The sequence below is a fragment of the Akkermansia sp. N21169 genome (genome assembly GCF_029854675.1).
In the GTDB taxonomy this organism is placed as follows: Bacteria; Verrucomicrobiota; Verrucomicrobiia; order Verrucomicrobiales; family Akkermansiaceae; genus Akkermansia.
In genome coordinates this window covers 277,678-302,101 of sequence record NZ_JARWNC010000039.1, presented here as the reverse complement: position 1 = coordinate 302,101, position 24,424 = coordinate 277,678, and the positions used below count along the sequence as shown (strand labels likewise).

20 protein-coding genes are annotated in these 24,424 nt (G+C 53.8%); 12 read left to right on the top strand and 8 right to left on the bottom strand.

Translation table 11 applies throughout. The features are described from left to right. The first annotated feature begins 1 nt into the window (after position 1). The 3 genes from xseB to recO are packed head-to-tail and all read left to right on the top strand — an operon-like array spanning position 2 to position 2,703. Positions 2 to 277: an exodeoxyribonuclease VII small subunit gene (gene xseB / locus QET40_RS08950; RefSeq protein WP_280126831.1), complete on the top strand. Its 276-nt coding sequence runs from the start codon at positions 2 to 4 to the stop codon at positions 275 to 277. Then, positions 249 to 2,177: a 1-deoxy-D-xylulose-5-phosphate synthase gene (gene dxs, locus QET40_RS08945; protein ID WP_280126830.1), complete on the top strand. Its 1,929-nt coding sequence runs from the start codon at positions 249 to 251 to the stop codon at positions 2,175 to 2,177. The genes xseB and dxs overlap by 29 nt, the downstream gene beginning before the upstream one ends. Next, complete coding sequence (recO, locus tag QET40_RS08940; RefSeq protein ID WP_280126829.1) at positions 2,125 to 2,703, top strand: DNA repair protein RecO; 579 nt, start codon at positions 2,125 to 2,127, stop codon at positions 2,701 to 2,703. Before dxs ends, recO begins: the two co-directional genes overlap by 53 nt. Before the next feature lie 65 nt (positions 2,704 to 2,768). Here recO and QET40_RS08935 read toward each other — a convergent pair whose 3' ends face one another. Beyond that, positions 2,769 to 3,404 carry a thioredoxin family protein gene (locus QET40_RS08935; RefSeq protein ID WP_280126828.1) on the bottom strand — a complete coding sequence of 212 codons (636 nt, stop codon included), beginning with the start codon at positions 3,402 to 3,404 and terminating at the stop codon, positions 2,769 to 2,771. A 158-nt stretch (positions 3,405 to 3,562) separates the two neighbouring features. Here QET40_RS08935 and QET40_RS08930 point away from each other — a divergent pair, with 158 nt between their 5' ends. The 4 genes from QET40_RS08930 (at position 3,563) to QET40_RS08915 (ending at position 8,527) form a co-directional block, all read left to right on the top strand. Beyond that, positions 3,563 to 4,462: a DUF3472 domain-containing protein gene (locus QET40_RS08930; RefSeq protein WP_280126827.1), complete on the top strand. Its 900-nt coding sequence runs from the start codon at positions 3,563 to 3,565 to the stop codon at positions 4,460 to 4,462. Positions 4,463 to 4,621: 159 nt separating this feature from the next. Further along, on the top strand, positions 4,622 to 6,364 hold the full coding sequence (locus tag QET40_RS08925) for a M60 family metallopeptidase (RefSeq protein ID WP_280126826.1): 1,743 nt from the start codon (positions 4,622 to 4,624) through the stop codon (positions 6,362 to 6,364). Between the two features lie 131 nt (positions 6,365 to 6,495). Continuing rightward, on the top strand, positions 6,496 to 8,274 hold the full coding sequence (locus QET40_RS08920; RefSeq protein ID WP_280126825.1) for a M60 family metallopeptidase: 1,779 nt from the start codon (positions 6,496 to 6,498) through the stop codon (positions 8,272 to 8,274). Positions 8,275 to 8,338: 64 nt separating this feature from the next. Next, positions 8,339 to 8,527, top strand: a complete 189-nt coding sequence (locus QET40_RS08915; RefSeq protein WP_280126824.1) for a hypothetical protein — start codon at positions 8,339 to 8,341, stop codon at positions 8,525 to 8,527. A gap of 35 nt (positions 8,528 to 8,562) precedes the next feature. On the opposite strand, the gene QET40_RS08910 is transcribed toward QET40_RS08915, so the two are convergent. Genes QET40_RS08910 through QET40_RS08900 form a run of 3 tightly spaced genes read right to left on the bottom strand, consistent with a single transcriptional unit; the run spans position 8,563 to position 11,605 of the window. Beyond that, complete coding sequence (locus QET40_RS08910) at positions 8,563 to 10,161, bottom strand: FAD-dependent protein (RefSeq protein ID WP_280126823.1); 1,599 nt, start codon at positions 10,159 to 10,161, stop codon at positions 8,563 to 8,565. Then, entirely contained in the window at positions 10,158 to 11,207 is a 1,050-nt protein-coding gene (locus QET40_RS08905) for an agmatine deiminase family protein (protein ID WP_280126822.1), read from the bottom strand. Before QET40_RS08905 ends, QET40_RS08910 begins: the two co-directional genes overlap by 4 nt. 11 nt (positions 11,208 to 11,218) lie before the next feature. After that, on the bottom strand, positions 11,219 to 11,605 hold the full coding sequence (locus tag QET40_RS08900; protein ID WP_280126821.1) for a Minf_1886 family protein: 387 nt from the start codon (positions 11,603 to 11,605) through the stop codon (positions 11,219 to 11,221). Between the two features lie 197 nt (positions 11,606 to 11,802). Between QET40_RS08900 and QET40_RS08895 the strand changes: the two genes are divergently transcribed. The 3 genes from QET40_RS08895 to QET40_RS08885 are packed head-to-tail and all read left to right on the top strand — an operon-like array spanning position 11,803 to position 15,845. Continuing rightward, positions 11,803 to 13,053, top strand: coding sequence for a PDZ domain-containing protein (locus tag QET40_RS08895; RefSeq protein WP_280126820.1), 1,251 nt, complete (start codon positions 11,803 to 11,805; stop codon positions 13,051 to 13,053). Beyond that, positions 13,019 to 14,236 (top strand): AI-2E family transporter, encoded by a 1,218-nt coding sequence (locus tag QET40_RS08890; RefSeq protein WP_280126819.1) that lies wholly within the window; start codon positions 13,019 to 13,021, stop codon positions 14,234 to 14,236. Before QET40_RS08895 ends, QET40_RS08890 begins: the two co-directional genes overlap by 35 nt. A gap of 7 nt (positions 14,237 to 14,243) precedes the next feature. Next, on the top strand, positions 14,244 to 15,845 hold the full coding sequence (locus tag QET40_RS08885; RefSeq protein ID WP_280126818.1) for an arylsulfatase: 1,602 nt from the start codon (positions 14,244 to 14,246) through the stop codon (positions 15,843 to 15,845). Positions 15,846 to 16,033: 188 nt separating this feature from the next. On the opposite strand, the gene tatC is transcribed toward QET40_RS08885, so the two are convergent. Next, complete coding sequence (gene tatC / locus QET40_RS08880; protein WP_280126817.1) at positions 16,034 to 17,257, bottom strand: twin-arginine translocase subunit TatC; 1,224 nt, start codon at positions 17,255 to 17,257, stop codon at positions 16,034 to 16,036. Between the two features lie 56 nt (positions 17,258 to 17,313). Between tatC and QET40_RS08875 the strand changes: the two genes are divergently transcribed. After that, entirely contained in the window at positions 17,314 to 18,630 is a 1,317-nt protein-coding gene (locus tag QET40_RS08875) for a glutamate--tRNA ligase family protein (RefSeq protein ID WP_280126816.1), read from the top strand. Positions 18,631 to 18,701: 71 nt separating this feature from the next. On the opposite strand, the gene QET40_RS08870 is transcribed toward QET40_RS08875, so the two are convergent. From QET40_RS08870 to QET40_RS08860, 3 genes are all read right to left on the bottom strand, one after another. Continuing rightward, a complete protein-coding gene (locus QET40_RS08870; RefSeq protein WP_280126815.1) occupies positions 18,702 to 19,421 on the bottom strand; it encodes a YitT family protein in 720 nt (239 codons plus the stop codon). 613 nt (positions 19,422 to 20,034) lie between these two features. Beyond that, positions 20,035 to 21,303 (bottom strand): hypothetical protein, encoded by a 1,269-nt coding sequence (locus tag QET40_RS08865; protein ID WP_280126814.1) that lies wholly within the window; start codon positions 21,301 to 21,303, stop codon positions 20,035 to 20,037. Positions 21,304 to 21,368: 65 nt separating this feature from the next. Beyond that, positions 21,369 to 22,169 (bottom strand): CbiX/SirB N-terminal domain-containing protein, encoded by an 801-nt coding sequence (locus QET40_RS08860; protein ID WP_280126813.1) that lies wholly within the window; start codon positions 22,167 to 22,169, stop codon positions 21,369 to 21,371. A 150-nt stretch (positions 22,170 to 22,319) separates the two neighbouring features. Between QET40_RS08860 and QET40_RS08855 the strand changes: the two genes are divergently transcribed. Then, positions 22,320 to 24,263, top strand: coding sequence for a phospho-sugar mutase (locus QET40_RS08855; RefSeq protein WP_280126812.1), 1,944 nt, complete (start codon positions 22,320 to 22,322; stop codon positions 24,261 to 24,263). The last annotated feature ends 161 nt before the right edge of the window (positions 24,264 to 24,424 follow it).

The window sequence follows — 24,424 nt, the reverse complement described above, 5'->3', positions numbered from 1 at the left end:
CATGGCATCAAAATCATCCAAGGAAACACCCACCTTCGAGCAATCCATCGCCCGGCTGGAGGAAATCGTCCAATTGACGGACGCTCCCGTCACCGAATTGGAATCCATGATCTCACTCGTCGAAGAAGGTACCAAAATCATCCGCCACTGCCGTTCCATCCTGAAAAAGGCGGAGCTCCGCATAGAAGCCCTGGAAAATCCCGAATCCCCGACAACCACTTTGGACGCTCCCCAGGAACAGACGCCCGATGAACCAGACACCTTCTCCCTCTCCTGAGCTTCCGGAACTTTTGGCCTCCATCTTTTCTCCGGAGGATGTCAAAAGCATGCCGCCGGACAAACTGCCCATTCTCGCTCAAGAGATTCGGGACCTGCTCATCAATACCCTCTCTGTCACCGGAGGCCATCTCGGCCCCAACCTGGGTGTCGTCGAGCTCACTATTGCGCTGCATTATGTCTTCAATACGCCGAAGGACAAAATCCTCTTCGATGTTTCCCATCAGGGTTACATCCACAAAATCCTGACGGGCCGGGCCAACCGCATGTCCACCATCCGCCAGTTCGGAGGCCTTTCCGGTTTTCTCAAACGTTCCGAATCGGATCACGACGCTTTCGGAGCGGGCCATGCCGGTACAGCGCTCTCAGCAGCTTTAGGCATTTGTGCCGCACGCGACCGCAAGCACGACGACTTCAATGTCGTCGCCGTCGCCGGTGATGCCGCCTTTACCTGCGGTACCACGCTGGAAGCCCTCAACAACATCGCCCAGACGACCAAGCGTTTCATCGCCATCCTTAATGACAACGAGTGGGCCATCGATAAAAACGTCGGTTCCCTGGCCAACTACTTCAACTCCCTTCAAACGTCGGATACCTATGCATGGGTCCGCAAAAAAACAGCCGAATTTGTAGAACGCCTGGGCGGTCAGCAGGCCAAATCCTTCGCCAATAAAATAGAATCATCCGCAAAAGGCCTCATCCTCCCCTCCGTTCTGTTTGACAAATTCGGGCTCCGCTACTTCGGTCCGATCGATGGTCACGATATTCCCTTGCTCATCAAGACACTTGAGCACATCAAAAACCTCAACGAACCCGTCATTCTCCACATCGTCACGGAAAAAGGCCGCGGATACCAGCCCGCCCTCGACAACCCGACTAAATTCCACGGACTCGGTTCCTACTGTATTGACAACGGCAACACGGACTCTCCACCCTCTCCAACATACTCGGAAATCTTCGGACGCACCATTGCCGACCTGGCGGACCATGATGAATCCGTCGTAGCCGTCACAGCAGCCATGCCCAGTGGAACCAAGCTTGATCTCTTCAAAGAACGCCACCCTTCCCGGTTCTTCGACGTCGGGATCGCAGAAGAACACGCCGCCCTTTTTGCCTGCGGCATGGCTGCCGAAGGCCTCAAGCCCTATGTCGCTATCTATTCCACCTTCATGCAACGCTGTGTCGACATGATCCAGCACGATGCAGCTCTTCAAAAACTGCCTGTTAAATTCTGCATGGATCGGGCCGGGCTGTCTCCCGACGACGGTCCCACTCATCACGGCCTCTTTGATATTGCCATGCTCCGCTGCCTTCCCGACCTCGTCATGATGCAGCCAAAGGACGAAACCGAATTCGTCAATATGCTGTACACAATGAATGAAATCGACGACCGGGCATCTTCCATCCGCTACCCCCGGGGATGCGGCATCGGCGCCCCCATCCCGGAGATTCCTCAGCTCCTCCCCATTGGCAAGGCGGAAATCGAACGCGACGGCACGGACATCGTCTTTGTCACTCTGGGAGACATGATCGTCCTTGCACGCAATATCGCTGACCAACTGGAACGGGAAGGCTACTCCGTCGCCATCATCAATGCCCGCTTCATCAAGCCACTGGATGAAGAATGCATCCTGAAATACGCCCGCCGGGCAAAACTCGTCTGTACGATCGAAGATCACTCGATCAAAGGCGGTTTCGGCTCAACCGTCCTCGAATGTCTCAGTTCCGGAAACGTTACAACGCCCGTGGAAATTGTCGGCTGGCCCGACCGTTTCATCGAACACGGCTGTCTGAAATCGCTCCGGGAAAAATACGGTCTGACGGAACCCGACATCCTGGACAGGCTTCATGCTCGCCTGGGTGCTGCCACCTCCCATCCCGACAACGGTTGCGGTGAATGAAAGCCTTGCCACTCTCCTGAAAACCTACCCTCTGGGAGAAACCGGTCTGATCGTCGTCTGGTTCACGGAAAGCCACGGCATCATCCGCACTGCTGCCAAGGGAGCTCTTCGCCCGCAAAGCCGCTACATCGGGCAGCTTGATCTCTTCTTTCACAGCCTCATCCAGTGGAAAGAAGCCCGAACCGGAGATCTGCATACACTTTCGTCCGCCACGCTTGCCCATCCACGTTTCAACATCCGCCGGGAATACCCCAAGCTCTCGCTGGCTTCCTACTTTGCCCGCCTTATCCTGCTCGTTGTTGAAGCAGGAACCCCCGCACCGGAATTCTACGATCTTTTGGACCGCGCCCTCAATTATCTGGAGCAGGAACAGCCCTCACGCAAAGCCTTACTCCACTTCGAAAGGGAAATTATCCGGCTCCATGGCCTTCAGGGAAGCAATCTGCCCGCCCATGTCGCTATCAGACACCACTTCGGCAAAATCCCCATCCGCCAAAGGGAATCTCTTCTGGAAATACTGGGATAAATCTACCACCGAAACACCCACTTCGAGTGGGTAACCACGGAATCACGACTATCCATAAAGCGGCATTATTTGCCGGCAGCCTGGGAAATCTTCTCCACCAATTCCTTAGGAGTAATGCCCTTATGATAGCCGCCATCGCCAATCACCTTGCCATCCTTATTCAAAATCACATAGTGGGGAACCCCTTTGATTTTGAATTGCTGAGCTTTCTTCTTCCCTTCAGGCGTATAGCCTCCGGGAGTCGGACATTCATATTTGACAGCCAGCATTTTTCCGCCTGCCAATCTCTTGAATTCCGATTTGGAAAGCACTTCATTTTCAAGTTTAACGCAATACGGACACCAGCTTGTTCCTGTAAACAACACCATCACAGGAAGATCGTATTCCTTGGCATCTTTCAGTGCCGCATCAAGCTTCTTGGACCATTTGAACGACAACTTGGCTCTCTCTTCAGCCACAGCTTCAGATTTGGCCGTCTCCTGCTCCTGTTTGACAAAGTCCTGATCCTCCTGGCTCAACGAAGCCAGAGGAAGTTTGACAATTTTACCGGAAGTCAACTTCACAGAAACATCCTTATCCGTTGCACGCAAATATTCTCCCTCAATCGTTTTACCGGCACTATTCGTCCATGTCCGGGATTCGGCAAATGAATTGCAGCAGAAGCATGCCAGGCATGTAAGTAAAAGAAAGGCAATTCTCATAATCGAAAATAAACCACATCCTGCAATCAAAAGGCAACAAAAAAGTATCCTAATATCTTCTTTCGCGAACGGTAAACACAGGATCCGGAAAGATTCACATGACAGAATCCCGTATATTTGGGCAAGACTTTGCCAGGTAGTCAGTGTAATAGACACACATGTTTAAAAGACTTGTTTCATCCATTTTGCTGGCAACAGTCCTTACCACCTATGCCACAGCGGATACTTCTCCAGAAGAACTCACGAAACGCCAGTGCAGTTCCGTCCATCTGAGACACGCCCCCATCCAGCGTAATTCGCAGGCCATCTATCTCCAGGCGGAAGCCCTGCAATCCGCACCGGGCACCTACTTCTGCGCGGCCAACATGGATAATTGCTACATTGGCTTCCAGGAAATCTCACCGGACAGAAAAGTCCTCATCTTTTCCATTTGGGATCCCATCCCCCATGGAGACAACCCCAATGACGTTCCCGAAAATGAAAAAGTCCAATGTATCGGACAACATCAAAATGCGGAAATCTCCCGCTTCGGAGGCGAAGGTACAGGCGGTAAAAGCTTCCTTGCCTACCCCTGGAAAATCGGAGAAAAGATGCAATTCCTCATTGTCAACAAACCCCTCGGCGACAATCTCAAGGAAATCTACGGCTACTTTTTCAACAACCACACGAAAAAATGGGAATTGATTTCCGCATGGAAAACCCACAGCAAAGAAGGCGAGCTCTCCTATGCCGTCTCCTTCGTCGAAGACTTCCGGCGCAACTACGACTCCACCAAACACATTCGGTCTGCCAAATACGGTCCCAACTTTAGCTGGACAAAAGACAAGGGGTGGGTTCCTGCCACCACCGGTACCTTCACCAAAGATCCGACACCCTCGGAACATATTGCCGCACAGGTTATCCCCGCTGAACAGAGATTCCTCATCCAAACAGGCGGAGACACCAAAATGGGTAAATTCAAAGTCTGGGAAAAGCGAGAACTTCCTGCCGACTCAATCAAAATGACTGCCCCTTCCAAGGAAGTGCAGGACATCGTTGAAAAAACGTTGAAGAAATAATACGCGAAACATCTCTTCAAAAAACAGATGCGCCCCGCCCAATACAGGGAGGGGCGCATCTTATTTGTACTATATGAAGATGACATACATCAATGATTCTCATGATAGGATAAAGTTCCCTTTTCCGTATCTTATGTATTATCCTTCCTTCTGACCCCCATGAAAAAATACACATCCCACATACTGACAGCCCTGGCAGTATCTTCCTTCTGCCTCACTCTGGCAGCACATACTGTTTCCATCGCTTCAGCCGAACCGCCCTCTACCGTCGCGAACGCTCCCGAAGCCGCCTTCCATAAACAGTTCAGAAAGCAAATCTACGAAGCTTATCCTCCGGTATCGGCAACGGCAAAAGAACTGAAAACCAGCGGATACAACCAGTTTGAAAATCCCACCGGCATCGTTTTTGAAGAAGGAGATACCATCATTGTCAAGGCAAGCGGTATCCCCTCCAATGTCACACCGGAACTGCGCATTACCAACTTCGGTTCCGAAGATTGGAAAGACTCACGCTATCCCCTCAAAAACGGAGTCAACAAGATTAAGGCTCTCAACAAAGGCCACGGTTACATCAGCTACTATACCGACCATTACAAAACGGCGCCCAAACTTAAAATTTCTATCGAAGGCGGTAAGGCCAACGGTTATTTCGATTCCGCCATCCACAATAATGACACATGGAAGCGCCTCCTGGCAGGAGCCGTCTCCAACATCATGGACATCAAAGGCAAACGTGTCCAACTTGCCTATCCCGTCCAGGCCCTCAAGGAACAATGTCCGGAAAACGGATTCGGCCTCATCGGACTCTACGACAGAATCATCACGTTCGAACATGAAATCATGGGATTGGACAAATACAACCGGGTTCCGAAAAACCGCATGTTCGGTCGTGTCATCTGGAAGGGTTTCATGCATGCCGACGGTATCGGAGCCGCCTTCCACAATGATACCATGAAGGAATTGGCCAACATCGAAAAACTCATGAAAGGCCCCTGGGGCGTCGCTCACGAATTCGGTCATGTCAACCAGGTTCGTCCCGGCATGAAATGGGTTTCTACCACGGAAGTCACCAACAACATCTATTCCATCTGGATCCAGTTCAAACTGAATCCATCCTACATCAATCTGGAACAAGAACACCACAACGACGGCGACGGAAACCACGTCACTGGCGGCAGATTCAACAGTTTCCTCCAGGCGGCCCTCATCAACGGAGAACAATGGCTTTGCCAAAAGGGGCCGGACAAACTCACCGACTACCAGAACGGTGGCGACCATTTCGTCAAACTCTGTCCCCTCTGGCAACTCCAGCTTTACTGCAATGTTGCAGGCAAGGGTAATCCGGACACCTATCCGGACATCTTCGAAATTGTCCGCAAGCAAAACGATGCCGGTATTTCCAACGGACAGCATCAACTCAATTTCATGAAGAACGTCTGCGACGTCAACAAGCAGGACTTCACCGATTTCTTCAAAGCAGTCGGCATGCTCAAACCCATTGACAAAGACATGGACGATTACTCCCGCGCCCAGTTGACCATTACCCAGGAACAATGCGACGCTCTGGTAGACTATGCTAAAAAGTATCCCAAGCCAGAGTCTCCCGTCGTTTACTACATTACCTCCGGTTCGGTCGATGCCTATCGCGACAAGCTGCCTGTCACCGGCACATATAATCAAGGCGTCACGGAAGAAGGAAAGACGCGCAAAATCGACCACAATGTCTGGAAAAACGTCACTGTTTTCGAAACCTACGCAGGCGATAAGATGACCAACATCGCCATCTGGGGAACAGGAGCTCCCGACAAGTCCAGCACTCTCGTCCAATATCCCGAAGGTTCCACCCGCATCGAAGCCGTCGCTTGGGACGGACAAAGGACTCTCGTTACAGGCAAGAGATAACCGAAGTAAACCCTACACAACTTCCTCAGAGCCATTCTGTTTTCGACGGAATGGCTCTTTTTTGTTCATCTCTCCACATAACATGATAGATTTTAACCACACTTAACGTACATTGTACGTAATAAATCATCATGAATGCTCTGTCTCTTTCTCTTATCGCATTCTCCTTCTGCACCTTATGTTTTGCAGAACCGGGAGTTTCCACCAATCTATCCGGCAGATCTCCGGCAATGGCATCCGCAACGCCGGAAGACGCTTTCCATAAAAACTTCAGGACTCAAGTCTATGAAGCATACCAGCCTTTGAAATCCCTGGCTTCGCAACTCAAAACAGGAACCTACAACCAGTACGAAAATCCCACCGGCATCTACTTCCAGGCAGGCGATACAATTATCGTCAATGTTGCCACAGACATAGGGGAAGAATCTCCCAGGCTCCTCATCATGGATTTCGGGCCGGACGGAAAAGGAAAAAAAGACTATCCTCTCAAAACAGGCGAAAATAAAATCACGGCCGAGGTGCCGGGGCTCGGTTATATCTCGTACTATTCTGACCATTACAAAACGGCGCCCAAACTCAAAATAACCATTCAGGGAGGCAAAGCCAACGGATATTTCGACCCGGTCAAACACTCGAATCGGGAATGGAAAAAACTCCTTGCCGAAGCCGTATCCCCCATCCTCGACATCAAGGGGCGGAAAATCCAACTTGCCTTCCCTGTCCAGGCCCTCAAGAAACAATGTCCGGACAACGGTCTGGAGCTTATTGGACTCTATGATCGCATCGTCGCACTCGAACACAACTTCATGGGACTCGGCAAATACAAGCGCACCCCGAAGAACCGCATGTTCGCCCGCGTCATTTGGAAGGGCTACATGTATGCCGACGGCATCGGAGCCGCTTTCAACAACAACACCATGCGGAAAGTAGCCAATGTAGACAACATAAAAGCCAATTCATGGGGAATCGCCCATGAATTGGGTCATGTCAACCAGGTTCGCCCCGGATTCAAATGGGTATGTACCACGGAAACCACCAATAATCTCTACTCCCTTTGGATTTCCTACAACTTCGCCAAAGGCAAGATCAACCAGGAAGCACGGAAAGCTAAAGACTGGGACGGAAACAAACTCATCGGCGGCGGTATCAATTGCTACCTCCATGCGGCCCTAATTGCCGGTGAACAATGGCTCTGTCAACGCGGACCGGACCGCCAGGCCAATTACGAATTCGATGGTGACCATGGTTCCAAACTTCTTCCCCTCTGGCAGCTCCATCAATACTTCAACATCGCAGCCATGGGTAACAGAGACTTCTATGGAGACATCCTCGAACGTATCCGTACATCTAATGACAAAGGCCTCTCCGACGGGGACCACCAACTCAATTTCATGAAGTACGCCTGCGACGTTTCCAAGAAAAATCTCACGCCATTCTTCAAAGCAGTCGGCATGCTCAAACCCATTGACAAACGCCTGATCGACTATCGCAAAGCCCAGTTGACCATCACTCAGGAGCAGTGCGATGCCATCGAAGCATACGCCAAACGCTATCCCCTTCCGGCATCCCCCGTTATCTATTACATCTCTTCCGGCACCACGGATTTCTATAAAAAACGCCTCGCTGTCAAAGGTCTCTTCAATCAGGGAATCACGGAACAGGGTCGTACCAGAACCATCAACCACGACATTTGGAAAAACGCCGTTGCATTTGAAACATACGCCGGAGAAGAACTGACCCATATTGCTGTCTGGGGAACAAACTCCGAAGACAAATCCAGCACCCTCGTCCAGTATCCCGAAGGCTCCACACGCATCGAAGCCGTCTCATGGGACGGGAAGCGCACGCTTGTCACCGGAACCAGGCCGACCCAAAGCAAGAGAGCTCCTGCCGCCACGGCCTCCCTTTAAACATCCTTCATGGTAAACTCGCCTCTTGCAATCATTCCTCGTACAAGGCATTCTTGCCATTGATATGACGACTGAAGGCTGGATCACCATGATCTTCTCCATAGGCGGGGTGCTCACCCTGGCTACGTGGTGCTTTTCCAAAGTCCTTTCCCAGCCCAAGCCGGAAGACGACCTAAGCCGTATCGAACTCCAAACTCCCGATATGGACAACGACTCCGATTCCCGCAACAACGCAGGAAACTACGAAATCTAACCGGCACATGGAAGGGAGAGCAATCCTCCCGCCTTCTATGGAGACAAGAGCTTCCCGACGGCAGCCTCAGCGGATCTGAGGCCGTCCATCGCAGCAGACACGATTCCTCCCGCATATCCGGCTCCTTCCCCGCAAGGGAAAAGTCCAGAAAGATACGGATGTTCCAGCGAGCCAGCAAGCCTCGGTACCCTCACCGGGGAACTCGTCCTCGTCTCGCATCCGATCAATTGCGCAACCTCGCCGGCATAGCCGCGCATCTTGTGGTCGAACAGGAGCAAACCGTCTCGCATACGCCACATTACCTCGCCGGGAAGCAATTCATGCAGAGGCCATGCCGTAAGACCGGGAAAATAACTCGTCTCCAAAAGAGACTTCGAGACCTTCCCTTTCAAAAAATCCTTCACACGCTGTGCCGGAGCCTTTTGAAGCCCGCCTCCTGCCGCCGAAGTAGCTTGTTCCAGGCGTTTCTGATAGGCAATGCCGGACAGCACACCGTGTTCCTTCTCGAATTCGTTCGTATCCTCCGGCTCCACCGTCACCACGAATCCGGAATTGGCAAAAGGAGAATCCCGGCGCGACAACGACATTCCATTGACCACCACCTCGTCATTCTCCGTTGCAGCCGGGACAATGAAACCTCCCGGGCACATGCAAAATGAATGGACGCCCCTCCCCGCGATTTTCGTCGAAAGATTATACCTCGCCGCAGGAAGGAGGGGGGATCTTTCTTCACCAGCTCTCAAATGGTACTGGTGTCCGTCGATAAACGACTGAGGATGCTCGATGCGTACACCGACAGCAAATGGCTTCCGCTCCATAAGTATCCCTTCCCTCTGCAGCAGGCGATACACATCGCGGGCGCTGTGCCCCGTTGCTAGAATCACGGCTCCGGACTCGAAGACTCTTCCGTCGGCACATACCACGCCACGCAGAGATCTCCCGTCCTTTCCCCGGATCAATCCCGATACCTTCGCCTGGAAATGAATTTCTCCACCGGCTGCCAACACCGAACACCGAATCGCCTTCACAACGTTCGGCAACAAATTGGAACCGATATGCGGATGGGCATCCGTCAAAATCTCCGCCGGAGCACCATGGGCGACAAAAGTCTCGTAAATTTCACGAACAGGCCCCCGTTTCGTCGCACGGGTAAACAACTTGCCGTCGGAAAACGTTCCCGCCCCCCCTTCGCCGAAACAATAGTTCGACTCTTCATTCACCACCCCCTGCCTCATGATCGGAGCCAGATCGAACCGTCTGGAAGATACATCCTTCCCGCGTTCCAACACCACAGGTCTCGCCCCCAGTTCCAGACAGCGCAACGCGGCAAACATCCCCGCCGGACCAAAGCCTACAATAAGCACTACAGGCGCACCCTCCTTCACATGCGGATAGGAACGCACCGGAAGAGACTCCTCCGGCAGTTCAACATCCACCCCAACCTCCAGCCTTAACTGGACGCGAACCGGCCGATGCCGGGCATCCAGGGATTCCTTGCGGAGGCGTACTCCCATAATCCTCCCCGGCTCCACACCGAGCTTTTCGGCGGCAGCTCTCCTGCGGGCAAGATCGTCCCCCGCCTGTTCCAAGGGCAGGACGACATCGACATACAATGGTTCCCGGTCATCATTCATCGGCTTATGGAAACTGCAGGTTGCTGCTGGGTTATACAATGGATAGCTCCCCCCTCCACAACAAGCAGGCGGGCATCTACACCGCATACCTTCTTGCCGGGAAACGCCTCCCGCAGAATCCCCAGGGCACGGTCGTCATTACGTTCCTGCATGAAGATAGGCACAATCACGGCATCGTTTACAATCAGGAAATTGGCATAACTGGCAGGCAACTGTTCCAATCTCCAGTCCTGCACGAGGATCGGATCCGGCATTGGCAGGGGAATAACCTCCACCCGGCTTCCTGCAACAGTGCGCATGTCACCCAGCCGTTCATTGTTCTCAGCCAAAACGCGGTAATGCGGCGACCTCAGGTTCTCTTCCACAATAGATACCACGGCATCTTCCTTCACGAAACGCACCATATCGTCGATATGTCCATCCGTATCGTCCCCCTCAATCCCGGAACCCAGCCAGAATACGGACTCGATGCCCAGCTTCGATTTCAATTCATTCTCAATCTCTTCCCGGTTCCATTCCTTATTCCTGTTGGGATTCAGCAAAACCGCCTCCGTCGTCAACAAAAGCCCGGCGCCATTACCTTCGATCGCGCCGCCTTCCAAAATCATCGGAGATTCGACACGAGGCACTCCCAGGGCCTCCGCCATCCGACGCGGAATCCCGTTATCCAAATCCCAGGGTGGAAACTTGCCCCCCCATGCATTAAACTGCCAATCTACCGCTACCAGGCCATCCGCAGCCTCATCCTTCACAAAAATCGCGCCATGGTCACGGCACCATACATCATTGGTCGGGTGATCGTACAGGGAGAACGATTCTTCCCCCACCCCGAGGCCAGCCAACACGGAACGGATCCCGTCATGCAAATCGCAAGAGGCATTCACGCACACCCGGGCATGCGGTACAATTGCCGCAGCAACACGACCAAACGTCTGCTGCAAGCGGTCAAGGCCGCCCTGCCACAAATCCCTGCGATGCGGCCAGGAAAGCCATACCGCATCCTGCTGTTCCCATTCGGCGGGCCATCTGAAATTCTTTTCACTCATGATCCAGAAAATTACGGTGTAGGTCGATACGGTTGCTCCAAGGCATTCTTCAAGTTCATCACGCCATCGAAATCATCAATGGAATCGGAATCCTCCTTGCTGAATATCTCGGCGTCTATCAAATTAAAAACAATGCGACCAATATCAATTCCCGCCTTGATATTCCACTGTTCCAGCACCGTGTACGCCATCGGGCCATACTCCTGCAACGCATAATCGCGGATGCCTTCCAGCAATTCCCTTCCCTTCACATGGCGGCCCAGCCCTCCCTCTGCGCGGATCACACGTTCCAGCGTGAAATCCAATGCTTCGCGTAGAAAATGGTAAGCCTCCGGCGCATACCGGGGATCCCGATGGACAATCTGCATAATGGCTTGGTCAAACGGAGAGGAATTCATACTCAACAAACAAGAACGACCATAATGGCAAATCCGCCCCTCCGCAAGAGCATACCTCCGCCCCGCTCCATCCGGCCGCGTCATCCCCGGATGCACATAAAAACAAAAAGCCCCATCCAGATCCTTGCATAGCCGTGAGCCATTTGCTAATGTCCGTTGATTCCATGATTCGGCTTTTCCCAGCAGTTTTGGGTGCAATGCTCTGCATCTCATGTTCTCAGCATGTTCCGGTCCCTCCGGGAGCCCCTCCCATTGATGCCATCAACCCTGTTGACGGTACTCCGATGGCCATCGCCTGGTATGAAGACACCCCTCTGAAAATGGGCGTCGATACAGGGGCAACGCAAGAAGCCATCCTCTTCTCACCAGCCGTCACCGAACTCGGAAAAAGAATCCGCGGGAAGGGAACCATGCAATCTGCCAATGTCTCCGTTTCCCTCACCGAACGTGGTCCCCACCTCGCGGAAACCGTTGATGTTTCCATCGTCAAAACAGCGCCCTACGACGGCCTCCTCGGCTGGGCGACAATCAACAAATACGTCTGGAACCTCGATATTCCGAAAGGACACCATCAATTCAGCGAGACTCTTCCCGCCCGCGTCAAACGCTGGGACCATCTCAAGCTCGTTCCCAAGTCCGACTATGCACAAATCAGGGATCCCAAAGGGCGGACCATCATCATCGACACTGGAGCTCCCTACGCCATTTACATCGCCCGCAAAGACTGGAAAGCCTTCAAACTGGACTATCCCGATGCCCCCGTCTCCGTGTACAGCGGCTTCTCCCCCGCAGCCGGAGGTTACTATGCCTATGAATCGACCTTGATCTCCTCGTACAAAATCGGAGATCTGGAACTACGTAATGTCGTCGCCTGCGAAAGCTTCGCCGACAAAGGTGTCATGAACACCGACAAGGACATCGACATCATGCTCGGGATCGAAGCCTTTTACCGCCGGGAAGCCTGGCTTGACGGCCCGGGCAACACTCTTTATTTCAGTTCCCCGAGAACATCCCAGTACATCCGGTCCTCGTTCAACCTCGTCGGAGCCACCTTCATCCCCGATAAAAATGGCAATCCGCCCTGCAAGGCATTCGTCGCGGAATGGTCTCCGGCCTGGAATGCCGGACTCCGCACCGGAGACATACTCGTCTCCATGAACGGACGCAAACATCTTGACTACTCCGTCCTCGACTACATCACCATGCAGGAAGGAGCCGAAGCCACCGTCACCGTCCAACGCAAAAACAAGCTCATCACCGTCGAATGGACTGTCCCCCCTCGCCCCGAACCGGGAGACTACCATCCCACCCCCGAAGCTGTCACCCCCGAAGACTACGAACGCCTCCAGGCCATTCACGAATTCATTGATTCCGTCAACAAAACAGTTCCCGATCAACAGCCTCCTTCCGACAATGACTCCTCCCCCCACCCCGAACGACTTCCGTAAGCAAACATGCTGGAACGCTCTCACCGGCGTCTCCCTTGCCGTTATTCTGGCACTTGCCGTCGGAGCCATCCTGCTCATCTCCCATATCCTCGGCTTCCTTGAACCCGTACTCCTGCCCGTCATCGTTGCGGCAGTCATCGCCTATCTTCTTGAGCCCCTTGTCAACTGGCTGGTCCGACGAAAAATTTCCCGTCCCCTTGCCGTTTCCGGAGTAATGGGCGCCTGTGCACTCGCTATCGTCATCTTCCTCCTGGGGATCGTTCCCCCGCTCGTCCACCAAACGAATGAACTCGTCGACAACCGGGCTCAAATCTGGCAATCCGCCTCCAATGCCGTCTTCACTGCCATGGAAAAACCCATGGTCGCCGGCGCCATCGACAAATTCTACCGCAAAAGCCTGCGGGATATGGACTCCGACGCCTACTCCCCGGAAGAACTTCAGCAAATGCGTTCTGCCACCACGCCTCAGCAGCAACTTACCATTTGCATGGATCTCAACGCTTCCCGATTCTTCACCAAGATAACCTCCTGGCTCACCTCCGGTAGCGAAGCTGTCTTCGGCTGGATCGGCATCGCGATCGGACTCGTCATGACTCCCATCTTCCTCTTCTACTTCCTCACGGAAAGCAGTTCCATCAAGGAACACTGGCACGATGTTCTCCCCATCAAAGAGTCCCGATTCAAGGAAGAAGTCGTCTCCACCGTCCAGGAAATCAACGGCTATATCATCTCCTTCCTCCGAGGCCAAATGCTCGTCAGCCTCATTGATGGCGCCCTCACCGCGGTCATCCTCTACTTCATCGGGCTGCCCTACGCCTTTACCATCGGAGCAGCCGTCGCCATCCTCGGCATCATTCCTTACCTCGGCACCATCATCACCGTCGTTCCCGCTACTCTCATTGCATGGTTCGTCTGGCATGACTGGCAGCATATCCTTCTGGTCATCGGCATCTTCACTGCCGTCAACCAATTCGACGGCTGGGTCATCCAGCCCAAAATCGTAGGTAATTCCGTCGGTCTCCACCCTCTGACAGTCATGTTCTCCGTCCTCTTCTGGACACTCGTTCTAGGAGGCATTTTAGGAGCCCTTCTTGCCGTTCCACTCACGGCAGCCCTCAAAGTCATCTTCAGGCGATACATCTGGCAATCCATGAAAGATTCATCTTCCACCACAAGTATTTAATAACAACATGAATAAAAGCAATTCCCTCCTCTTCTCCGGTTTGCTTCTGGCTACTGCAGCCATACCAGCATTCGCCCAAGCCGGAACAGAAATAAGCAAAACCCCCAAGCTTCCCAAAGCTGTCGTCGTCATCTTTGCCGATGATCTCGGGTACGGCGATGTCGGATGCTACGGCGCAGACCCAAAAAAAATTCCGACGCCAGCCATCGACAAACTCTGCAAGCAAGGAATCAAGTTCACCGACGCCTACTCCACCACCTCCGTCTGTACCCCGTCGCGGTACGCCTTCCTCACAGGCCAGTATCCCTGGCGAAAGGAAGGAACCGGAATCCTCCCCGGGGATGCAGCCATGATCATCGATACCGACCAGCCGACTCTCCCCAAAATTATGCAGAAGTACGGTTACAAAACAGCTGTCTTCGGCAAGTGGCACCTTGGCCTCGGTAAAGGGAAAATCGACTGGAACCATTCCATCTCCCCTGGTCCCAACGACATCGGTTTCGATGAAAGCTGCATCTTCGCCGCCACCGGAGACCGTGTCCCATGCGTCATCCTCCGTAACGACAAAGTCGAAAACCTCGACCCCAACGATCCCATCGAAGTTTCCTACAAGCATAACTTCCCCGGCCTCCCCAATGGGAAAGACAATAAAGACCTCCTGAAACTCATGTGGAGCCATGGCCACAACAATGCCATCATCAACGGCATCGGACGCATCGGCTTCATGAAAGGCGGGAAAGCCGCCCTCTGGGACGACGAAAAAAACGCCGACTTCATCACCAATGAAGCCATCCAATTCATCAAACGCAATGCCCAGGCCAAACAGCCTTTCTTCGTCTACTTCGCCACGCACGATATACACGTTCCACGTACCCCCGACAAACGATTCGTCGGTAAAAGCAAGTGCGGGGTCCGTGGAGACGTCACCGTCCAGCTCGACGACTGCGTCGGACGCCTCATGAAGACTCTTGACGAATGCGGCCTCTCCAACGATACCCTCGTCATCTTCACCAGCGATAATGGCCCCGTCCTTGATGACGGTTATGCCGACAACGCCGTTAAAGACAATGTGGGGCACAGTCCTTCCGGCCCCTTCCGTGCCGGCAAATACAGTATCCTTGAGGGAGGTTCCCGCGTCCCCTTCATCGTCCGCTGGCCCGGAGTCGTCAAGCCCGGCATGGAAAGCAAGGCTCTCATCAACCAGATGGACCTCGGCGCCACTCTGCTTGCCCTCCTTGATCCCAAAGCCAAATCACCCTTCCCCGACAGTGAAAATCACCTCCTGGCGCTGGAAGGAAAAGACAGCAAAGGTCGCGACTATCACATCGTCAACTCCTCTGCCAAGATGGTCGGTATCCGCTCCGGCAAATGGAAATACCTCCCCGCCGGCACCCCCATCCGCGATGGGATTAACGGTCTCGGAGCCAAAATGTCACGTGCCCCCGAAGGCGGCCTCCTCATCGACCTGGAAAAGGATCCCAAGGAACTCAACAACCTTGCCTCCAAGCATCCCGACATCGTCAAACACCTCCACAACAAACTCGAAGAAATCAAAAAGTCCCCCGTCAACAAGGAAAACCTGCGGGAATACGCCCTGCTGGACGACTAATCTCCCACCCTATCCTTCAACCATTCATTCAGGAGTCCGGTTTCCAACCGGACTCCTTTTTTATTATCTGGAGACAACACCGACAAATCGGAGGCAACATGTGTGTGCATCATCAAGCCCACCACACCATCCTCCACGTCAACGCTAATCGCAGGCACAAGGGAATTGCCAACCGCTGAACTGGAATCTTAATCCTTAATCCCGTAATCATGCTCCATCCGGGCATACGCCTCGGCATCCTCCTTCGCCCTCCGGCGCGACTCCCTCCAGGCCAGTAGAATACACACCTCATACAGAACATACATCGGCACGGCCATCAACATCATCGTCGGAATATCGGGAGTCGGCGTAATAAAAGCCGCCAAGACAATAATTGCTACAATCGCATAGCGCCTCGTGGACTTCATCAACTCGTAGCTCAGGAGCCCCATCTTCACGAATGGCATCACGACCACCGGCAGTTCAAACCCGATGCCGAACATCAGCACCAACTGCGTCGCAAATGAAATGTAATATCCGATACGCCACTCGTTCGCGATCCCGAAATCCAACGAATACATATAGAAAAACGTCAGTACGCGAGGAAGCACAACCCAGTAGCAGAATCCGACACCCGTTAAAAACAGTCCGAATCCGATAAACAGGCTCTTATACAAAAGCTTCCGTTCATTCTCCAGCAGTCCTGGCACAATAAATTGGAGCAGAAAATACATCAGGAACGGGAACGAAATCACCAGTCCCGCGTAAAATGCCAGCTTGATGGAAAGCATGAACGGCTCGCCCGGCTGGAAGGCACCCATCAACTTTAAAGCCCCGCGCCCGGTACCTTCCGTAATCACCGCCCCCGTCCTCTCCAATTCCATGGACAAGCGAGCAATGCCCTCATTCGAAGAAGCTTCCTTGAAAAAAGCCTCCCTCTCAGCCTCCGGCAACTGTCTCGCAGCACGCAACAGCAAAGCACTCTCCGCCAGCTTCCATTTCTCTCCAGGAACCTTCTTCTCAATAGCCAGACGAGCCTTCTCCGGCAAGCCCGGCAGTACATACGCAAGGGTCTTTGCCTCTCCCCATTCTTCAGTCGTGATCCCAGCCGGCAAATGAGCATTCTCATATGTCGTCCAAACCTCATCAGCCGGTTTGCGGATAATATCCATCAAATCCGTAGCAAACTCAAAACTCACCACCGTTGTAATCACCAGGCATATCGCCATCCGCAAAATCATCGTCCTCAGATCCTCCAAGTGGTCGAGGAAAGGCTTTTCCTCGTCCGCCCCGGTAATCTGCATCCGTTCGCGAAGATGAAATATATGTTTTAGAAAAAACACGTCGAGACAGTCAATCCATTCTCGCGCCTCTTGGCAAGCGGCAAGCTCGCCAAACCACGTCATCCATACCTCATCAACCCCGATTTTCACATTTCCCGCACTTCTAGTGCTTGACCTCGCGCCATGCACGTCTAACCTCATCTTCCATGAACGACAAGGTCCGCACCCGTTTCGCCCCCTCTCCCACCGGTTACCTCCATATCGGCGGCGCACGCACAGCCCTCTTCAACTGGCTCTTCGCCCGCAAGATGAAAGGTACTTTCATCCTCCGTATCGAAGACACCGACAAGGAACGCGACTCCGAGGAAGCCACCCAGGCCATATTCGACGGCCTCCGCTGGCTCGGCATGGACTGGGACGAAGGCCCCATGGCCGGAGGAAACTGCGGTCCCTACTTCCAAAGCCAGCGCAATCATATCTACGACGCCTACTTCCAGAAACTCGTCGACGCCGGACGCGTTTACGAAAGCGACGGCGCCTGGCGATTCCGTTTCGACCGCACCAAGCCAGTCACCTTCAACGATATCATCTGCGGTTCCATCTCCATCGACTACCGGGATGCATCCAATACCCCCGACATGGTCATCAAACGCTCCGACGGCAGCTATGTCTTTCACTTCGTCAATGTCGTCGACGACATTGAAATGCGCATGACCCACGTCATCCGCGGAGAGGACCATATCATGAATACGCCCAAGCACATCCAGATTTTCGAAGCATTGGGCGTTACTCCTCCGGCCTACGGTCATATTCCGCTTATCCTCAACCCCGACGGTTCCAAAATGTCCAAACGCGACACCGGAGCCGCCCTCGGAGCCTACCCCGCACTCGGTTTCCTCCCAGAGTCCGTCGTCAACTTCCTCGCCCTCCTCGGGTGGTCCCCCAAGGACGACACGGAAATCTTCTCACCCGCCCAGCTCATCGACCGCTTCTCCCTCGAAGCCATCAACCGCTCCGCCGCCAAATTCGACATCACCAAATGCACCTGGGTCAACCAACAGCATATCTCCGCCCTCATTTCGGAAGACTTTGTCGCCCGGGCTCTCCCCTTCTGCATCGAAGCCGGGCTTCCGCAAGATTCCCCCATCCTCAAGCCCGCCATCGCCACTGTCCAGCATAAGGTTAAAACCCTCTTGGACGTTCCGGCATTCATTTCTTTCTTCTTCAATCTCGTCATGGACGAAGAAACCCTCGCCAAACTCCAGCCCGGCGCCGGAGCTCTCATGGCAGTCCTTGCCGATATCTTGGAGGGCCTCTCCCAATGGGACGGTCACGAAATCGTCGATATCCTCAAATCCACCGCCAAAGCCCAGGGCTATAAAAAACCGGGAGCCATCATGTTCCCCGCCCGCGTTGCCCTGACAGGCGTTCACGGCGGCCCCGATCTCTCGGACATCTTCCAGCTTCTCGGCAGACAGGAATCCCTCCTCCGTCTCCGTAACGCTGCTGCAGCCTGGGCATAACCCCGGCTTTGCAAAACCCGCCAGCCTTCATTCAAGCCGCCTCCACATTCACTGGGGGCGGCTTGTGCCATTTAGTCCCTCAGACTTGACGGACGGAGCTTGATCCACAAACCCAGTACCCAGGTCTGAATCATGGTGAATATAATTCCTGCTGCAACCGATTCCAGGCCAAACACAGCAAATCCCGCCAGGATCACAGCAACATTGATGGTGCGCATCGCAACGGCGATACGTACCCGGGGATTTTTCCGGTTCAAAATCAGAGCCACCACATCGAACCCCATGGAACTTCCTCGCGCATCCATACACAAATAATATCCCGTTCCCACACTCACGGCAGCCAATACCACCCCCAGAGGCAATGGCCAATCCAATGACCACTCCATCGCCAGAAATAAAGAAAAGCTCCACGCGTAGAACACGCAACCCAGCAGGGATTTCACCATACATTCCCTCCCAAGACCCAGCCACGCCAACACCACCAGAAACATCAGCAAGACATTGGCCAAGACCACGACATCCAGTCCCGTTACCCCGTGCAATACTAGAGAAAAACTCGTCACTCCGCCATTCACTACCCGCAAGGGCACCATCACAAACGCATAGGCAGCCGTCTGCAATACGGTCCCCAGCAACAGCTTGCACACGTCCCTCGCATAATACCGGTAATTCAGTGCAGCCAGCCGTTCCATCACATTCGGCTGATAACATACCACACAACAGTATGGATCCCGAGTGACAATTCCGCCCCATTCGGGAACTGCGCATTCCCGCAGGGAACACGGTTCCACGTCACAACATCGTCGGATGGCGAACCACGAAATTCTTCGTATTCCGCGGTTCGGTCCTCCACGCAGGCCCCTTTCTGCCACGTCCCGACGTATCAAAACGAACTCCGCAGATTACCATGAACACATGTCCGTTCTTGGCATAGATGGAAATCCACTTGCCGGGACCTCGGCTTCCATAATTCAAAAACAACTTCGAATGCCGAATCGACGTCATCAGCCCAGCCTCCCGCAAGACAAACGATACCGTTCCGGAACAATCATAGGAAGAATCATAATGTCGCTTGTGCCCGCCTCCCATTCGATACGGCTTCCCCACAATCGAATTCGCCGCATAAATTGCCCTTTTCACCTGAGGGGGAACATTAGGCGGGGGAATGGCACGCCCGTTGCGCAACGCCGCCGTCTTCCCCTGTACATAATGATACTCCGGCAAACTCTCAGGAGCCTCCACCTGCTGGTTCGAACACGAAACAAACAGCATTGCCAAAACGAACACCAAAACGCAAAACAGACCATGTCGGACGTCAACCCTCATTGCGCAACAAACTGACGGATATTCTTCCCTGAATCAAGGAAGAAAAACGTTTTCATCCAGACAATCCCCCGTTCCGGTTCAGCGGGAAAGGGGCAAAAAGCGGAGGTGATCGTCCATTTTACGAACATCCGGCTGATTCTGGAGAAAGAACGCATCTGCATCTTCGCTGCGCGGCTGGGACACGGCCTTAGTTGCCGCTTCCAGCGCCGTGGCCGTCTTCTTCCATTTCTCTTCCCCCTTGTACAGGGGCAGAATTTTAGCCGCCAAAGCCAGTTTCGTTGCATCGGCCTCCACCTTTTCCACCATCTTCCGCATTCTCTTCACGTCTTCCTCGGACGGAGCCTTGTCTCCCAGTTTGGCAGCATCATCCATCAGAGTCTTCCACTCCTTCACCAACCCGTCGCCGATCTCCGCCAGCGCCGCATCCTGCTCTGGAGAATACCAAGCCGTACTGCGAATCATCGCTATGATTTCCGGAGGATTCTCACCGGCAAACACAATCTCCTGCGGCCAGGGATAAAACTGGGCTATCTTATTCGTCTTCCACAAATTCGCCAATTCCCCGGGCTCTGCATCAATGAGGCGACCAACAGCCTCTTGCATCAAGTCCGACACCAGAAGAGCACCATCGCCATACTCCTTCAGCATCTCCGGCGTAAAAGCACCGCTCTTCGCCGTCAGTTGGGATTGACCATTCTTGTTCTCAATCCTCACTGCATTATACCCCGCTTTCGCAATAATCTTCTTCAAATCCTTCTGCTTCTCCAACACTCCTTTCAACGCAGCACTCAGAGATCCCGCCGGATACCCCGGAGTCTTCGGCAATAGCGATGCAACCTTCTCGGCCAGATCCTTCTTTCCCTTGTTCATCAGCATCTGGTATGTGGAAACACGATCCGCGTCACGCCCCGATACTTGAGCGCCATTCTTCAGCAACAGATCCAGAAGGGCATCATCCTTCGCCTCCAGAGCCGGCATCAGGGCCTTCGTCATTACCTCGGCTTTCTGCTCATCACTCACTCCCACCAAATCACGGTTTTCCTTCACCCACTTCCGGTCTGCCGGCGACAAAAATCCGGCGGCAAAGGATTTCCCCTCTCCGAACTCCCCTTCCGGGGCTCCCGGAACCTGAGGAGCAATCGTTACCTGATTGGCAACCACCGACGTAATCTTCCCCGTAAAACTGCGTTTTCCATCCACACTTGTCCACTTCCGTACCGGGTTGAACTCAGCCAGTTTCCTGGCCTCCTGCAGGACATCACCGCCGGAGGGTTCCTGGGACACCGAAACCAAAGGCAACACAACAGCCGCCATCACAGAACCGATCAAGAGAGACTTCAACTTCATACCCCATACCACTAAAACATCATCTACCTCCGCTCAAGAAACAAACGCATTCAAGAGCAAAAAAATTACACTTTCCCTCCGCTCCCAGCCAGCCAATCCCTCACCACCCCGGTCACCGCTTTCATAAATTCGGGGGATTCCCCTACCGGTGTTGTATAAAAAATACGTTTATCCCCGGCATTGCGCCACCCGAACACGTCTTTCCCGCAAACTCCCACATCCTTCAATCCCAGCAGGGAAGGAATTCCCTCCATCACATGATTGCCGCAATTCAAAAACCAATTCACCACCACCACTTCCTTCTCCGGTATTTCCGCCAGCACGGCATCCATCCCCGGTTCCTGGCTCAGATACCCCGCATAAAATCCTCCGTATTCCGGATACACTTCGGCCCATCGCCGAGCCATCGCCTCACCGCTCCTCACCGGATGGCGCATGCTTCCGTGCTGGATAACCAGCACCCCTTTCCTCCCGCATTCGGCACCTCCGAGCTCCCGCCATCCTTCCAAAACGCGGCGAACCGCTCCATCCAGTTCTGTCCGGACACCCGGCAGGGGCAGCATTTCCACATCCGGCACACAACCTAGCCTTCTTCCATACTCGGACAAGGCTGAAGGCAACTGCACCCGCGTTACCACACCATCCGACAACACAAGAGGCATCACTGCCCATCCTCCCCTCACATCCTTGGGAAAAGCCTCCCACGCCTCAAGTTCCCCATTCAAAACCCCCATATGAAAACGCACCCTCGGAAATTCCTCTCCCAAATGTTTCAGTACACGTTCCCGCCACAGCGCATCATATGCAGCCATGCCGGATCCATGCGCCACAAGCACCACCGTTTTCCCGATCTCACCATTTGCCATACCTGTTCATTATCGCCTCAAACGGACAAGACAGACAAGACAAGAATGCGTGTTCCCCCACCGCCTCTCTGCAATGAACCAACACAGGCAGACGGCATACACGCATTGCATGATTGCCAGTCAAAAAAAATGCGCTAATCTGATCCTACCATGAAACAGCTGGATACTTTGCTTCAGGACGCCGTTGCGACAGGGCAACTCTTGCCCGCCTCCCGCACCAACATTAATCTCCTCCTCTCCGGAACCACCAGCCCCATCGCCGCAGCAGCCATCGCCGAACTTGCCGAACATGGCGAATGGAACGAACTCAACGACAGATTCTATAAAACGCTCGCTTTCGGTACGGGCGGCCTTCGAGGACGAACCATCGGATCCATTGTCACCTCTGCCGAACAAGGAGCAGGCGGCCCCAACGGTCGACCGGAATTTCCCTGCATCGGCACCGCCTGCATGAACTATTTCAATGTCGGCAGAGCCATGCAAGGCCTCATCATCTACGTCAAGCGGCATGTCGCATCGCAAGGCACCGACCGTAAACCGCGAATCGTCATCGGACACGACACCCGCCATTTCTCACGGGACTTCGCCGAATACTGCGCTAAAATCACCACCGATCTCGGGTGCGACGCCTACCTCTTCGATGCTCCGCGCGCTACACCGGAAATTTCATTCGCCATCCGTGAACTCAACGCCGACACCGGCATCGTCCTCACCGCCAGCCACAACCCCGCTCACGACAACGGGTTCAAAGCCTACTTCGACGACGGAGCCCAACTCGTCCCTCCGCACGACAAAGGTGTCATTGATGAAGTCAATCGCCTCGCTTCCGAAGCCTACGAACCTCTCCCCGCCGACCTCCGGGGAACACTCTCCGAACTCGGAGCCAAGTTCGACCGCATCTATATGGACCGCCTCAAGTCCATCACCCTCCAACCCGGCCTCTTCTCCAACGGCGGAGCTAAAGTCGTTTATACCAACCTCCACGGCACTGGCGGACATATCATCGTTCCCCTCCTCCGCGAGATCGGATGCGACGTTGCAACGGTTGCCTCCCAGGATATCCAGGACGGACGTTTCCCCACGGTTAAATCACCTAACCCGGAAAATTCCGAAGCCCTTACTCTCGCTATTGATCAAGCCAATGCCTCTGGTGCAGACATCGTCATTGCCACCGACCCCGATTGTGACCGCATGGGTGTAGCTGTCCGGGAAGCTTCCGGCAACATGCGCCTCCTCACCGGCAACCAGGTCGGGTCCCTCCTTGCCTGGTACCGCTGCAAGACCATGACGGAACTCGGGTGGATCAACGATGCCACCCGGTCCCATGCCGTCATGATCAAAACCTTCGTCACGTCCCAGCTCCAGGATGCAATCGGACATCGCTACGGCATTGAAGTCGTCAATGTCCTCACCGGGTTCAAATATATCGCTCAGAAGCTCGGCAAATACGAAGAAGCCATCCCTGCTGCCAAACGCAGTAACTACAGGACAATGACGGAAGAAGCTACACGAGCCCTCCGCCTCGAATACAGCCGCTTCTTCGTCTTCGGAGGAGAAGAAAGTTACGGGTACCTTGCTCAGGATTTCGTCCGAGACAAGGATGCCAACGCCGCAGCCCTCCTCTTTGCCGAACTCGCCGCCTATGCAGCCTCCATCGGCAAGACCATCCCGGAACTCCTCGATGAACTCTTCTCCGAATACGGCGTCCATCTCGAAATGGGCAAGTCTCTCGTCATGGAAGGCGCGGACGGTGCTGCCAAAATAGCCGCCCTAGCCAAATCCTACGTTTCCTCCCCTATGACCGAAGTCCACGGCATGAAAGTCGTCGCCGTCCGCGACTTCACCAAGGGAGACATGTACGATGAAGAAGGCGACCCCATCCCCCCGTCCGACATGATTTTCATGGATCTCGAAGGAGGGTACTCCTTTGCCGTCCGTCCGTCCGGCACAGAACCGAAAATCAAGTATTACTTCTTCGGCAAAGGTAACCCCGGAGAAGACGTTCCTTCCTCCATGAACGCCGTCCAAGTTACTCTGGATGCCCTTTGGAAGGATGTCGAAGCCGACGCCGTCCGCCGTACGAACAACGCCTGACGGCCCTTCTACATCACTTTATTGTTCCCACCCGGAAACCCACCGGGAACACCATTCACCAAGCCCCGCCGAGGTATCGCTCCGGCGGGGCTTTTTGCGTCTATTCCCCACCGGATTCCCAAATTCTTGGCTTCATCCAGCCCCAATATAACCAATTTTCC

Coding starts and splice junctions, on each gene's coding strand:
- xseB (WP_280126831.1), top strand. CDS start 2: ATGGCATCAAAATCATCCAAGGAAACACCCACCTTCGAGCAATCCATC.
- dxs (WP_280126830.1), top strand. CDS start 249: ATGAACCAGACACCTTCTCCCTCTCCTGAGCTTCCGGAACTTTTGGCC.
- recO (WP_280126829.1), top strand. CDS start 2,125: ATGCTCGCCTGGGTGCTGCCACCTCCCATCCCGACAACGGTTGCGGTG.
- QET40_RS08935 (WP_280126828.1), bottom strand. CDS start 3,404: ATGAGAATTGCCTTTCTTTTACTTACATGCCTGGCATGCTTCTGCTGC.
- QET40_RS08930 (WP_280126827.1), top strand. CDS start 3,563: ATGTTTAAAAGACTTGTTTCATCCATTTTGCTGGCAACAGTCCTTACC.
- QET40_RS08925 (WP_280126826.1), top strand. CDS start 4,622: ATGAAAAAATACACATCCCACATACTGACAGCCCTGGCAGTATCTTCC.
- QET40_RS08920 (WP_280126825.1), top strand. CDS start 6,496: ATGAATGCTCTGTCTCTTTCTCTTATCGCATTCTCCTTCTGCACCTTA.
- QET40_RS08915 (WP_280126824.1), top strand. CDS start 8,339: ATGACGACTGAAGGCTGGATCACCATGATCTTCTCCATAGGCGGGGTG.
- QET40_RS08910 (WP_280126823.1), bottom strand. CDS start 10,161: ATGAATGATGACCGGGAACCATTGTATGTCGATGTCGTCCTGCCCTTG.
- QET40_RS08905 (WP_280126822.1), bottom strand. CDS start 11,207: ATGAGTGAAAAGAATTTCAGATGGCCCGCCGAATGGGAACAGCAGGAT.
- QET40_RS08900 (WP_280126821.1), bottom strand. CDS start 11,605: ATGAATTCCTCTCCGTTTGACCAAGCCATTATGCAGATTGTCCATCGG.
- QET40_RS08895 (WP_280126820.1), top strand. CDS start 11,803: ATGCTCTGCATCTCATGTTCTCAGCATGTTCCGGTCCCTCCGGGAGCC.
- QET40_RS08890 (WP_280126819.1), top strand. CDS start 13,019: ATGACTCCTCCCCCCACCCCGAACGACTTCCGTAAGCAAACATGCTGG.
- QET40_RS08885 (WP_280126818.1), top strand. CDS start 14,244: ATGAATAAAAGCAATTCCCTCCTCTTCTCCGGTTTGCTTCTGGCTACT.
- QET40_RS08875 (WP_280126816.1), top strand. CDS start 17,314: ATGAACGACAAGGTCCGCACCCGTTTCGCCCCCTCTCCCACCGGTTAC.
- QET40_RS08865 (WP_280126814.1), bottom strand. CDS start 21,303: ATGAAGTTGAAGTCTCTCTTGATCGGTTCTGTGATGGCGGCTGTTGTG.
- QET40_RS08860 (WP_280126813.1), bottom strand. CDS start 22,169: ATGGCAAATGGTGAGATCGGGAAAACGGTGGTGCTTGTGGCGCATGGA.
- QET40_RS08855 (WP_280126812.1), top strand. CDS start 22,320: ATGAAACAGCTGGATACTTTGCTTCAGGACGCCGTTGCGACAGGGCAA.